Raw genomic sequence first — 12,048 nt, 5'->3', positions numbered from 1 at the left:
GTGGGCATTGGAGAGAGAAAGTACAGCCATGAGGGTCGCCGGGCAAAACCGGCATTGTCGCGCCCCGGGGCGTTTGCGCGTCAGGCTTTGCCGAGCGAACGCTCCAGCGCGTCGACGAACATGCGTGCCACGTCAAAACCGGTCTGCTTGGTGATCTCCTGGAAACCGGTCGGGCTGGTGACGTTGATCTCGGTCACGCAGTCGCCAATGATGTCCAGGCCCACCAGCAAGAGGCCGCGCGCAGCGAGCACCGGGCCGATGGCTTCGGCGATCTCGCGGTCGCGTGCCGACAGCGGCTGGGCCACGCCCTTGCCGCCCACGGCCATGTTGCCGCGGATCTCGCTGCCCTGCGGGATGCGCGCGAGCGCATGCGGCACCGGCTGGCCGCCAATCAGCAGCACGCGCTTGTCGCCCTGCACGATCTCGGGCAGATAGCGCTGTACCATCACGGTTTCGGCGCCGTGCTTGTTGAGCGTCTCGATGATGCTGCCGAGGTTCAACCCGTCCGGGCCGACGCGGAAGATGCCCATGCCGCCCATGCCGTCGAGCGGCTTGAGGATGATGTCGTGGTGCTCGGCGTGGAAGGCGCGGATCTCGGCGGCGTGGCGCGTCACCAGCGTGGGGCCGATGAACTGCGGGAACTCCATGATCGCGAGCTTCTCGGGGTGGTCGCGCAGCGAGGCCGGCTTGTTGAAGACACGCGCGCCTTCACGCTCGGCCTGCTCCAGCAGGTGGGTGGCGTAGAAGTATTCGCTGTCGAAAGGTGGGTCGCTGCGCATCAGCACGGCGCCCATGTTGGACAGCGGGATTTCGGCGCGCGCCTCGGCGTCGAACCATGCGTGCGGGTCGCCGGTGAGCGTGATGCGCCGCGCCTGTGCCACGACACGGCCGCCGCGCCGCCAGCTCAGATCGCGGGTCTCGCAGGCCACCAGCCGGTGGCCGCGCGAGGCGGCCTCGCGCATCATCGCGAAGGTGCTGTCCTTGTAGGTCTTGAATCCTTCCAGCGGGTCGGCGACAAACAGCAGCTCCATGGTGATCTCTTTCTCAAGCAGGGTCAGGCGAGGTTGGGCCGCCACTGTTGCACAAATAGCGCGAGCGCGCCGGCCACCACGCCCCAGAAGGCCGAGCCGATGCCCCACAGGCTGAGCCCGCTCAGCGTCACCAGGAAGGTGATGAGTGCGGCCTCACGGTGCCGCTCGTCCTTCAGCGCGCTTGCCAGGCCGCCGCCGATGCTGCCCAGCAGGGCCAGGCCCGCGATGGCCGCGACGAGCTCATGGGGAAACGCCGTCAGCACCCCGGCCACGGCGGCGCCGAAGAAGACGCCGATCACGAGGTACATCAGGCCGGCGGCGGCCGCGGCGGCATAGCGTCGAGCCGGATCTTCGTGCGCCTCGCGGCCCATGCAGATGGCCGCCGTGATGGCCGCCAGATTGACGGCGAAGGCCCCGAAGGGCGCGAGCAACAGCGTGGTCACACCCGTCATCGTGACGATGCGCGAGATGGGCATCTCGTAGCCCGCGGCCCGGATGGCCGCCACGCCCGGCAGGTTCTGCGAGGCCATGGTCACGACGAAGAGCGGCAGGGCAAGGCTCACCATCGCAGGCCAGCTGAAGCTGGGGCTCGTGAACACCGGTGGCGTGAAGCCCCAGGCGATGGCGGGCAGCTGCATCTGTCCGTGGGCCGACACCCACGCGATGCCGAGCGCCAGCACGACGGGCACGGCGTAGCGGGGCCAGAAGCGGCGCCCCACCAGGTAGGCGAGCAGCATCAGCAGCACCAGGCCGAAGGCCGACTTGGCGGCGATGAAGGCGTCGAGCCCGAAGCGCGCGAGCACGCCCGCCAGCAGGGCGTTGGCGAGGGCCAGCGGGATGCGGTCCATCAGCTTCTCGAACCAACCCGTCGCGCCGAAGAGCGTGATGGCCACGGCCGACACCATGAACGCCCCCACGGCCTCGGGCAGCGTGAAGGCGCCGGTCGCCCCCGCGGTGGCGAGCACTGCCGCACCCGGCGTGGACCAGGCGATCATCACCGGCTTGCGCCACCACAGCGACGGCAGCAGCGTGCAGGCGCCCATGCCGATGCCCAGCGCCCACATCCACGAGCTGATGGTGGCCGTGTCGGCCCCGAAGGACCGTGCGGCCTGGAACACGATGGCCACCGAGCTGGTGAAGCCCACCAGCACGGCGATGAAGCCGGCGGTGAGGGTGGAGAGCGAGCTGTCGCGGAGGAAGGAGCGCATCGCGGCAGGATAGCCGCTGGCTCTTCTATATCTCTACTTTGGAGCCGAGTTCGACGACGCGGTTGGTGGGCAGGTTCAAGAAGTCCGCCGCCCCGCTCGCGTTGTGGTGCATGTTCGCGAACAGCTTCTCGCGCCACATCATCATGCCGCTGCCGAAGGTGGGGATCACGATGTCGCGCGACAGGAAGTACGAGGTCTCCATGTCGTCCACCTGCACGCCGCGCCCGCGCAGCAGGGTGAGTGCCTCGGGAACGTCGGGGTCGTTCTTGAAGCCGAAGTGCAGCGTCACCTGCCAGCAGTCGTTGCCCAGCGGCACGATCTCGCAGCGCTTGTCGAAGCCGATCCAGGGCACCTCGTGGTGCTTCACGGTGACGAAGAGATTCGTCTCGTGCAGCACCTTGTTGTGCTTGAGGTTGTGCAGCAGCGCGTTGGGCGTGATGCCCTGGTCGGCCACCAGGAAGACGGCGGTGCCTGGCACTCGCGTGGGGGGGCTCACGAACACGGCTTCGAGGAAGCTCGGCAGGTCGATGGCGTCGACGCGCAGGCGCTCGCGCATCAGGCGGCGGCCCTGCTTCCACGTCATCATCAGCATGAACATCACGCCGCCGATGGCCACCGGGAACCAGCCGCCTTCGAGCAGCTTCACCGCGTTGGCCGAGAAGTAGACGAAGTCGACGACGAAGAAGAAGCCAGTGGCGGCCACGCACAGCGACCAGGGGTACTTCCAGCCGTAGCGGATCACGAAGAAGGTCATGGTGGTGGTGATCAGCATGTCGATCGTCACCGCAATGCCGTAGGCCGCGGCCAGCTTGCTGCTGCTGCCGAACAGCACGACCGCCAGCACGATGCAGGCGTACAGGCCCCAGTTGATGAAGGGGATGTAGATCTGCCCCGTCTCCTTGACCGAGGTGTGCGTGATGCGCAGCCGCGGCAGGTAGCCCAGTTGCGCGGCCTGCTTGGTGACCGAGAAGGCGGCGGTGATCAGCGCCTGCGAGGCGATCACCGATGCCGCGGTGGCCAGCGCGATCAGCGGGAACACCGCCCACGGAGGCGCCATCTCATAGAACGGGTTGTTCACGTTCTCGGGCTGCACCAGGAGCATCGCGCCCTGGCCGAAGTAGTTGAGCACCAGCGCGGGCATCACCAAGCTGAACCAAGCCAGGCGGATGGGCCGCTTGCCGAAGTGACCCATGTCGGCATAGAGGGCTTCGGCGCCGGTCACGCACAGCACCACCGAACCGAGCGCGATGAAGGCGATGCCGGGGTGGGCGCCGAGGAAGATCAGCGCGTAGTGCGGGCTGAGGGCCCACAGCACGTCGGGGTTGCGCGCAATGTGCGTCACGCCCATCAGCGCCAGCACGATGAACCACACGGCGGTGACGGGCCCGAAGAACTTGCCCACGCTGGCCGTGCCGTGGCGCTGCACCACGAAGAGGCCGGTCAGCACGAGCAGGGTGACCGGCACCACGTAGCGGTGCAGGCCAGGGGCGGCGACCTCCAGGCCCTCGACCGCCGAGAGCACCGTCATGGCCGGCGTGATGACGGCGTCGCCGAAGAAGACCGCGGTGCCGAAGATGCCCAGCACCAGCAGGCGGCGGTGCAGCACCGGCCGGTCTTTCACGGCCTGCGAGGCCAGCGTGAGCATGGCGATCAGGCCGCCCTCGCCGTTGTTGTCGGCGCGCAGGATCAGCGCCACGTACTTGATCGAGACCACCACGGTGATGGTCCAGAACATGAGGGAGAGCACCCCGAAGATGTTTTCGGGCGTCATCGGCACATGGCCGTGGCCGAAGACTTCCTTGAGGGCATACAGCGGGCTGGTGCCGATGTCGCCGTAGACGACTCCGATGGCACCCAGCGTGAGCGCGGCCAGGCTGGACGTGGGGCGATGAGGGGTCACGGTTCGCCACAGCCGCGCAAGCAGCCGGGGTCAGTCACGAGGAGCGCTATTGTGCTCTGGGCTCGGCGGGAGCTTCACCACCCGTCAAAGGGGCCCCCCGGGGGCATGTTGCAGCGCAGCAACGAGAAGAAGAAAGAAGGGTCCGGCGCCGGGCCGCCCCGAGCCGGACCGCGCCCCTTGGGGGCAGGAGCGCAGCGACTGGGGGGCTCAAGTCATTCGTAGACTTCGGCGTCGGGGTCGGTGGCTTCCAGTTCGTAGGACGCCGCCAACATCGCCAGGCGGGCGATCACGCCGTACATGTAGAAGCGGTTCGGTGCGCTGGCGCCCGGCTTCACGCCCGGCCGCGGCAGCTGGTTCGATTCGGCAAACGCCAGCGGCACGAAACTCGCCCCGGGGGAGTTGAGGTTCTCGTCGATGCCGCGCTCGGCGTTGACGCGGTAGAAGCCGCCGACCACGTAACGGTCGATCATGTAGACCACAGGCTCGGCCACCGCGTCGTTCACGCGCTCGTAGGTGGGCACGCCTTCCTGCAGGATGACCTCGGTGACCTCTTGCCCGTCCTTGATCACGCTCATCTTGTTGCGCGTCTTGCGGTTGAGGTCGACCAGCTCCTTCGGGTCGCGCACCGTCATGATGCCCATGCCGTAGGTGCCGGCGTCGGCCTTCACGATGACGAAAGGCTTCTCCTGGATGCCGTATTCCTTGTACTTGCGGCGGATCTTGCCGAGCAGCGCCTCGGCGTTGCTGGCCAGGCACTCCTCGCCCACGCGGTCGTTGAAGTCGACCTCGCCGCACTTGGCGAACATCGGGTTGATGAGCCAGGGGTCCATGCCCAGCAGCTTGGCGAACTTCTTGGCCACTTCTTCATAGGCCTGGAAGTGGTTGGTCTTGCGGCGCACCGCCCAGCCTGCGTGCAGCGGCGGCAGCAGGTACTGCTCGTGCAGGCCGGTCAGCACCTTGGGCAGGCCAGCCGACAGGTCGTTGTTGAGCAGGATGGTGCAGGGGTCGAAGTCTTTCAGCCCCAGGCGGCCACGCGTGCGCACCAGCGGCTCCACGGTCAGCGAGTTGCCGTCGGGCAGGTCGATCTGCGTGGGCGCCTTGATGCTCTCGTCGAGCGTGCCCAGGCGCACATTGAGGCCGGCCTGGTGAAAGATCTGCTTCAGGCGCAGCACGTTGCTCAGGTAGAAGGTGTTGCGCGTGTGCTTCTCGGGGATGAGCAACAGGTTCTTCGCCTCCGGGCAGATCTTCTCGATGGCCGCCATGGCCGCCTGCACCGCCAGGGGCAGCATCTCGGGCGTGAGGTTGTTGAAGCCGCCGGGGAAGAGGTTGGTGTCCACCGGCGCCAGCTTGAAGCCTGCGTTGCGCACGTCGACCGAGGTATAGAAGGGCGGCGTGTGCTCCATCCATTCGAGGCGGAACCAGCGCTCGATGGCGGGCAGCGATTCGAGGATGCGCTGCTCCAGTTCGTTGATCGGGCCAGTGAGTGCGGTGATGAGGTGAGGAACCATGTGCGGGGCCCGGTGAGCGCTGGGGATTCGGAATTTTAGGCACTTGGGGTTGCGTGGCGCCAATGCAAGCTGCCCGAGCGTGACAAAGCGAGCGCCCATGAAAAAGGCCACCTTGCGGTGGCCTTTTGTCTTGCAGTGGAAGCTTGCGCTTACTGGTGGTACGCCGTCTCGCCGTGCGAGGTGATGTCCAGGCCTTCGCGTTCCTCTTCTTCCGGAACACGCAGACCGATCACCAGGTCGACGATCTTGAAGGCGACCACCGAGACCACGCCCGACCAGACGATGGTCAGGACCACGGCCTTGAGCTGGATCCAGACCTGGGCGCCGATGCCGTTGGAGCCGACGGCGGCCGTGACCCAGTCGGTCACCAGGCCCGGGCCACCCAGCGACTGGGTGTTGAACACGCCCGTCAGCAGGGCGCCGACGATGCCGCCGACACCGTGCACACCGAACACGTCGAGCGAGTCGTCCGCGCCCAGCATCTTCTTCAGGCCGTTGACGCCCCACAGGCAGGCGAAGCCGGCGACGAAGCCGATCACGAGCGCGCCCATCAGGCCGACGTTGCCAGCGGCCGGGGTGATGGCGACCAGGCCAGCCACCGCACCGGAGGCGGCGCCCAGCATCGAGGCCTTGCCCTTCATCAGCGCTTCACCGACGGACCAGGCCAGCACCGCCGCAGCGGTGGCCGAGAAGGTGTTCATGAAGGCGAGCACGGCGCTGTTGCCGGCTTCCAGGGCCGAACCGGCGTTGAAGCCGAACCAGCCCACCCACAGCAGCGAGGCGCCGACCATCGTGAGCGTCAGCGAATGCGGCGTGAAGGCTTCCTTGCCGTAGCCCACGCGCTTGCCGATCATGTAGGCGCCGACCAGGCCGGCGACGGCCGCGTTGATGTGCACCACGGTACCGCCCGCGAAGTCGAGCGCGCCCCATTGCCAGAGCAGGCCGGCCTTGGCGTTCATCTCATCCACCACGCCTGCGGCGGAGTAGGCGTCCGGGCCCATCCAGAACCAGACCATGTGGGCGATCGGCGCGTAGCTGAAGGTGAACCACAGCACCATGAAGAGCAGCACGGCGCTGAACTTGATGCGCTCGGCGAAGGCGCCGATGATCAGGCAGCAGGTGATGCCGGCGAAGGTGGCCTGGAAGGCGGCGAACAGCAGCTCAGGGATGTAGACCCCCTTGCTGAAGGTGGCGCCCATCGCGAAGGTGCCCGTGGCCGCATCGAAGATGCCCTTCATGAACAGCCGATCCAGCCCGCCGATGAACTTGTTGCCCTCGGTGAACGCGAGGCTGTAGCCGTAGATCAGCCACAGCACGACGATCAACGAGAAGGTGACGAGCACCTGCATCAGCACCGACAGCATGTTCTTGCTGCGCACCAGGCCGCCATAGAAGAGGGCGAGGCCCGGCACCGTCATCATGATGACGAGCAGGGTGGCGACGATCATCCAGGCCACGTCGCCCTTGTTGGCGACGGGGGCCGGTGCGGCCGAGGCCGGTGCCGATGCGGCGGCAGCTGCATCGGGCGCCGAAGCCGGAGCGGCCGTTGCCGCGACCGAGGCCGCAGCCTCAGGAGCCGAGGCCGCTTGCGCGAACGAGGCCCCGCTGAAGCCCAGGACGGCCAGGCCCAGGGCAAGGGTTGCAATGAGTTTTTTCATGGTGGGTTGTCTCTCTTGGTCGCGTCAGAGGGCGTCTTTGCCCGTCTCGCCGGTGCGGATGCGAACCACTTGCTCGAGCGGCGACACGAAAATCTTGCCGTCGCCGATCTTGCCGGTGCGCGCTGCGTTCTCGATGGCTTCGATCACGCGGTCGATGAGTGCGTCATCCACGGCCGCTTCGATCTTCACCTTGGGCAGGAAGTCGACCACGTACTCCGCGCCGCGATACAGCTCGGTGTGGCCCTTTTGGCGGCCGAAGCCCTTGACTTCGGTCACCGTGATGCCTTGCACGCCGATGGCGCTGAGGGCTTCACGAACTTCATCAAGCTTGAAGGGCTTGACGATGGCAGTCACCATTTTCATGGTCATCTCCTCTAGAAGATTGCGAAGGGGTTGAGGGAGTTACATGGACTTGGTGATCGAGACGATCAGCCGGCCCTTGTTGATGTCGCCGTAGTGGTCGGTCTTGGTGCCGCCCACATAGGCACCGGCGGCCGAGAAGCCCGCCCCGATGTCGTAGGTGAGGCCGACCTTGTAGTCCCAGTAGTTCGCGGCACCGTTGTCCTTGGCTTCGGAGTCGAAGCTCGTGCCACCGACGTGCAGGTTCAGGGTGAGCTTGGGGATCAGTTCGAAGTTGGCGCTCAGGTCGCCGTACAGCGTGCCCTTGCCGCCCTCGATGCCGAAGTACTTGTCGGAAACGGTGTACGAGAGCTTGGCGCTGGCCGGGCCGAAGCTCATTGCGCCGTAGATCTCGGTGGTGTTGAAGTCCACGACCTTGTCTTGCTGCGGGTAGTAGTACTGCAGCACGCCGACGTCATAGCCCAGATCCTTGGTGATCGAGCCCTTGTAGCCGCCGTAGAAGTCCATCTCCAGGCCGGAGTTGGTGAAGCCGATGCTGGAGTTCCAGTTGCCGACGTAGAAGCCGCTGTTGCTGTAGTCGAAACCACCTTGCACCGCCGGGGTGACGGCTTCGGTGTTCGCCTGGTCCTGGCCGCGGTACTTGTACTTCGAGGTCAGGGTAAGGTTGGCGGTCACCGGCGAGGCCTCCTCCGCGCCAGCGGTGCCTGCGAGGCTTGCCAGCACGGCAAGCAGGCAGGTCGTGGTAATCGTCTTCATTCAGTTCTCCGTGGATTGTTTGGGGGCAGAAGCCGCAACGCTTGTGCAGCTTTTGTGCCAAGGCCCTTTTGGGGCATGGCTGCGCCATCTCGGGGCGAGCTTGGTCGTGGCATCGGTGAACGGCACTTCGGCGGTGCTTTCAGCTTGATTCGCACAACATTGGTGCGGAGCCGCCAGCGAGCTGCCGCGGGCACAATCGGCGCACAACGCAGCGGCGCACAGGTCTGTGCCGCGCACGCACAGGGAGAAGAACATGTCACTCGCGGTCATCCACAGCCGTGCGCTCGACGGCCTTGCCGCCCCCGAAGTCACGGTCGAGGTGCACCTCGCCAACGGCCTGCCCAGCTTCACGCTGGTCGGCCTGGCCGACACCGAGGTGAAGGAGGCCCGCGAACGCGTGCGCGCCGCCATCCAGAACAGTGGCTTGTCTTTTCCTCACGCACAGCGCATCACGGTCAATCTGGCACCCGCCGATCTGCCCAAGGAGAGCGGGCGATTCGACCTGCCGATCGCGCTCGGCATCCTGGCTGCCAGCGGCCAGATCGACCTGGCGCAGCTGGCGCGCTACGAGTTCGCCGGCGAACTCTCTCTGGCCGGCGACCTGCGGCCGGTGCGTGGCGCGCTGGCGATGGGCCTGGCCCTGCAACGCGGCCGGCAGGCCGGGCGGCCGCTGCGCGCGCTGGTGCTGCCGAACGAAAGTGCGCAGGAAGCGGCCTTGGTCGAGGGTCTGGCGATCCACCGGGCGGGCCATCTGCTCGATGTGGTCCAGGCCGTTCTGCCGGCCGACGCGCAACAGCGCAGCGATTTGCCGCTGGCGACGGCGGCGCCTCGGCCTGTGGCTGCGGCTCCCTCCGATCTGCGCGATGTCAAGGGCCAGGTGGCCGCCAAGCGCGCGCTCGAGGTGGCTGCTGCCGGCGGGCACAGCGTGCTGATGATGGGGCCGCCGGGCACGGGCAAGTCGATGCTGGCGCACCGCTTCGGTGGTCTGCTGCCGCCGCTGTCGCAGAACGAAGCCCTGGAGTCCGCGGCGGTGCTGAGCCTGAACGGCAGCTTCAGCCCCGAGCGCTGGGGCGTGCGAGCCGTGCGTCAGCCGCACCACGGGGCCTCCGCCGTTGCGCTGGTGGGCGGCGGGTCACCTCCGCGGCCGGGCGAGATTTCGCTGGCGCACCACGGGGTGCTGTTCTTGGACGAACTGCCAGAGTTTCAGCGCGCGGCTCTGGAGGCTTTGCGCGAGCCGATGGAGACCGGCCGCATCACCATCTCGCGCGCGGCGCGGCAGGCGGAGTTCCCGGCGCGCTTCCAGCTCATCGCCGCGATGAACCCCTGCCCCTGCGGCCACCTGGGCAGCCCCTTGCGCGCCTGCCGTTGCACGCCCGACGTGGTGCTGCGCTACCAGGGCCGCATCAGTGGCCCGCTGCTCGACCGCATCGACCTGCAGGTGGAGGTGCCCGCGGTCGATGCACAGACGCTGGCCGCTGCGCCCGATGGCGAGCCCAGCGCACTGATCGCTGAGCGCGTGCAGCGCGCTCGCGAGCGGGCGTGGTCGCGCCAGGGCTGCACCAACGCGCAACTCAGCGGCTCCGGGGTGGATGCGCATTGCGCGCTCGACGACGCGGGCCAGCGTTTCCTGCAAGCTGCCGCCGCGCGGCTGGGGTGGTCGGCGCGCAGCTACCACCGCGTGCTGCGCATGGCGCGCAGCGTGGCCGACCTCGCCGGCAGCGCGGCGATCCAGGTCAGCCACCTGGCCGAGGCGATCCAGTACCGCCGCGTGCTCGCGGCGCAGTGATCAGCCCTTGGCCGCCAGCGGCTTGAGCTGGTTGCCTTGAACCTCGAAGCGCGCCCCCACCGCCGGTGCCGCGCTCTGCGTGACGGTGCGGGTGCTGCCGTCGTCCATGCGCAGCTGCACCTGGTAGACCGTGGTGCTGCGGGCCTGCTTCTCGATCTCGTGGCCGGCGAAGCCGCCACCCACCGCGCCCAGCACGGTGAGGGCCTTCTTGCCATTGCCGCCGCCCATCTGGTGGCCGACGACACCACCGACCACCGCGCCGCCCACAGCGCCGATGCCGGTGCCCTCGCCCTTGTGCTTCTCGGCCTTGACGCTCTCGACCGTGCCGCAGGTGGCGCACACCTCGGCGGCGGCCAACTTGGCAGGCTTGGCTGCGGGCGTGGCGGCCTTGGTTGACGCGACCGGCTTGGCGGCCTCAGGCGCCGGTGCCTCGTTCTTCGGCCCGGCCACCAGCACGGCTGCCAGGGCGCCGGCTCCCATCAGGCCCAGGCCGCCGGCCACCCACCAGACGATGGGGTTGGCGCTGGTCACCGGCACCGCGCCGGGAGAAACCATGGGGGACGAGGTGCTGGTGCTTGAGGTCATGGGTGCAGAGGGTGGGTGGTGAAGGAAGAGAAGATCAGGCCGGGTCCATGAAACCCAGGTCGCGCAGGCTGCCGAAGTTGCGCAGGTTGGGGAACACCGTGTCGAGCTGGGTATCGCTGAGGCCGAACCACTTGCCCAGGGTGCCGCCGATCTGGTCGACCGACACACCCGGCAGGAAGCTGCCCGAGCCGACTTCGTCGGGCTGGTTCAGGCCCACCTGCGGGAAGCGGCCGTAGATCTCACGGCCACGCACGGCGCCGCCGTGCACGAAGTGGTGGGCACCCCAGCCGTGGTCGGTGCCGTCGCCGTTGCTGGTGAAGGTGCGGCCGAAGTCGGAGGCGGTGAACAGTGTCACGTTGTCTTGCAGACCCAGCGTGCCCAGCACGCCGTCGAAGTAGCCGATGGCGTGCGACAAGCGGGCCATCAGGTCGGCTTGCGCGCGGTTCTGGTTGTCGTGCGTGTCGAAGCCGCCCATGCTGACGAAGAACACCTGCCGGCCCGCGCCCAGTGTCGTGCGCGCGTCGATGATGCGCGCCACGGCCTGCAGCTGCTGTGCCAGGTTGTTGTTCTGGTTGCTGCGCGTCGAGGGCTGGAAGTACTGCGTCGGGTTCGGCACCCTCGTGAGCGGAACCCCGCTGAACGCGTTCTGGAACGCCGCCTGCGCATCGATCGAGCGCTTGGTCATGCTGGTCTGCTCGCGACCCAGCAGGTGTGCCACGCTGCTCGGGTCGTTGTTGGCCGTGATGATGCTGCGGTAGGCCGTGGCCGCTGCGGCCGAGTTGAACAGGCTGCCGCTGATGTTGCCGATGGCCGTCGCGCCACCGGTGCCGATCTGGTACTGGAAGACGGTCTGCCCCGACATGAACACCGCGTTGCCGCCCACCGAGATGCTGGTGAAGACGGTGTTGGTGTTGGCGCTGGCCAGCATGTCGCCGAAGCGGCCGCCCCAGCCCACGCGCACGCCCTCGGGGCCGAGAGCTTGCCAGGTCGACTGCTGGTCGTTGTGCGAGAACAGCTTGGGCGGGCGCGGCTTGCTGGCGGCGTTGGCCTGGTACTCCGCCTTGGTCAGCGGCGTGATCAGCGGGCCGGCGTTGGCGATGATGGCCAGGCGGCCCGCCGGGTCGTTGAACAGCCCCTGCATCTCCGCCATGCTCGGGTGCAGGGCGAACGTGCGGTTGTTGTTGGTCGGGAAGGCGGTGAAGTTGGGTGTGAGGGCCCGCACGCCGCCCAGGGCGGCCGGCGAGCCGGCCGCCGCC

Annotated in this window: 10 protein-coding genes; 1 reads left to right on the top strand and 9 read right to left on the bottom strand. The window is 67.6% G+C overall.

Going from position 1 to position 12,048, the window contains the following annotated elements; genetic code table 11:
* Positions 1-80: 80 nt before the first annotated feature.
* The 7 genes from gshB to VFL64_RS05330 form a co-directional block, all read right to left on the bottom strand.
* A complete protein-coding gene (gene gshB / locus VFL64_RS05360) occupies positions 81-1,031 on the bottom strand; it encodes a glutathione synthase (RefSeq protein ID WP_489539352.1) in 951 nt (316 codons plus the stop codon).
* A gap of 23 nt (positions 1,032-1,054) precedes the next feature.
* On the bottom strand, positions 1,055-2,239 hold the full coding sequence (locus VFL64_RS05355; protein WP_489539351.1) for a benzoate/H(+) symporter BenE family transporter: 1,185 nt from the start codon (positions 2,237-2,239) through the stop codon (positions 1,055-1,057).
* A 25-nt stretch (positions 2,240-2,264) separates the two neighbouring features.
* Positions 2,265-4,139, bottom strand: a complete 1,875-nt coding sequence (locus VFL64_RS05350) for a potassium transporter Kup (protein ID WP_489539350.1) — start codon at positions 4,137-4,139, stop codon at positions 2,265-2,267.
* Between the two features lie 212 nt (positions 4,140-4,351).
* Entirely contained in the window at positions 4,352-5,647 is a 1,296-nt protein-coding gene (gshA, locus tag VFL64_RS05345) for a glutamate--cysteine ligase (RefSeq protein ID WP_489539349.1), read from the bottom strand.
* 149 nt (positions 5,648-5,796) lie between these two features.
* Positions 5,797-7,305 carry an ammonium transporter gene (locus tag VFL64_RS05340; RefSeq protein ID WP_489539348.1) on the bottom strand — a complete coding sequence of 503 codons (1,509 nt, stop codon included), beginning with the start codon at positions 7,303-7,305 and terminating at the stop codon, positions 5,797-5,799.
* Positions 7,306-7,329: 24 nt separating this feature from the next.
* Positions 7,330-7,668: a P-II family nitrogen regulator gene (glnK, locus tag VFL64_RS05335; RefSeq protein WP_201809505.1), complete on the bottom strand. Its 339-nt coding sequence runs from the start codon at positions 7,666-7,668 to the stop codon at positions 7,330-7,332.
* A 39-nt stretch (positions 7,669-7,707) separates the two neighbouring features.
* Entirely contained in the window at positions 7,708-8,421 is a 714-nt protein-coding gene (locus VFL64_RS05330; protein WP_489539347.1) for a TorF family putative porin, read from the bottom strand.
* A 253-nt stretch (positions 8,422-8,674) separates the two neighbouring features.
* Here VFL64_RS05330 and VFL64_RS05325 point away from each other — a divergent pair, with 253 nt between their 5' ends.
* Positions 8,675-10,207: a YifB family Mg chelatase-like AAA ATPase gene (locus VFL64_RS05325; protein WP_489539346.1), complete on the top strand. Its 1,533-nt coding sequence runs from the start codon at positions 8,675-8,677 to the stop codon at positions 10,205-10,207.
* On the opposite strand, the gene VFL64_RS05320 is transcribed toward VFL64_RS05325, so the two are convergent.
* A complete protein-coding gene (locus tag VFL64_RS05320) occupies positions 10,208-10,792 on the bottom strand; it encodes a glycine zipper 2TM domain-containing protein (protein WP_489539345.1) in 585 nt (194 codons plus the stop codon).
* Positions 10,793-10,826: 34 nt separating this feature from the next.
* Positions 10,827-12,048, bottom strand: a 1,222-nt coding sequence (locus VFL64_RS05315) for a DUF1501 domain-containing protein (protein WP_489539344.1), incomplete at its 5' end; no start/stop codon positions are given.

This window comes from Rhizobacter sp. (assembly GCF_035702065.1).
In the GTDB taxonomy this organism is placed as follows: domain Bacteria; phylum Pseudomonadota; class Gammaproteobacteria; order Burkholderiales; family Burkholderiaceae_C; genus Rhizobacter.
The sequence above is the reverse complement of the archived record's forward strand: the minus strand, read 5'-3'. Positions and strand labels throughout refer to the sequence as shown.

Excerpts from the sequence above, each read along its gene's own strand:
- VFL64_RS05355 (WP_489539351.1), bottom strand. The coding sequence starts at position 2,239 with ATGCGCTCCTTCCTCCGCGACAGCTCGCTCTCCACCCTCACCGCCGGC.
- glnK (WP_201809505.1), bottom strand. The coding sequence starts at position 7,668 with ATGAAAATGGTGACTGCCATCGTCAAGCCCTTCAAGCTTGATGAAGTT.
- VFL64_RS05340 (WP_489539348.1), bottom strand. The coding sequence starts at position 7,305 with ATGAAAAAACTCATTGCAACCCTTGCCCTGGGCCTGGCCGTCCTGGGC.
- VFL64_RS05330 (WP_489539347.1), bottom strand. The coding sequence starts at position 8,421 with ATGAAGACGATTACCACGACCTGCCTGCTTGCCGTGCTGGCAAGCCTC.
- gshA (WP_489539349.1), bottom strand. The coding sequence starts at position 5,647 with ATGGTTCCTCACCTCATCACCGCACTCACTGGCCCGATCAACGAACTG.
- VFL64_RS05320 (WP_489539345.1), bottom strand. The coding sequence starts at position 10,792 with ATGACCTCAAGCACCAGCACCTCGTCCCCCATGGTTTCTCCCGGCGCG.
- gshB (WP_489539352.1), bottom strand. The coding sequence starts at position 1,031 with ATGGAGCTGCTGTTTGTCGCCGACCCGCTGGAAGGATTCAAGACCTAC.
- VFL64_RS05325 (WP_489539346.1), top strand. The coding sequence starts at position 8,675 with ATGTCACTCGCGGTCATCCACAGCCGTGCGCTCGACGGCCTTGCCGCC.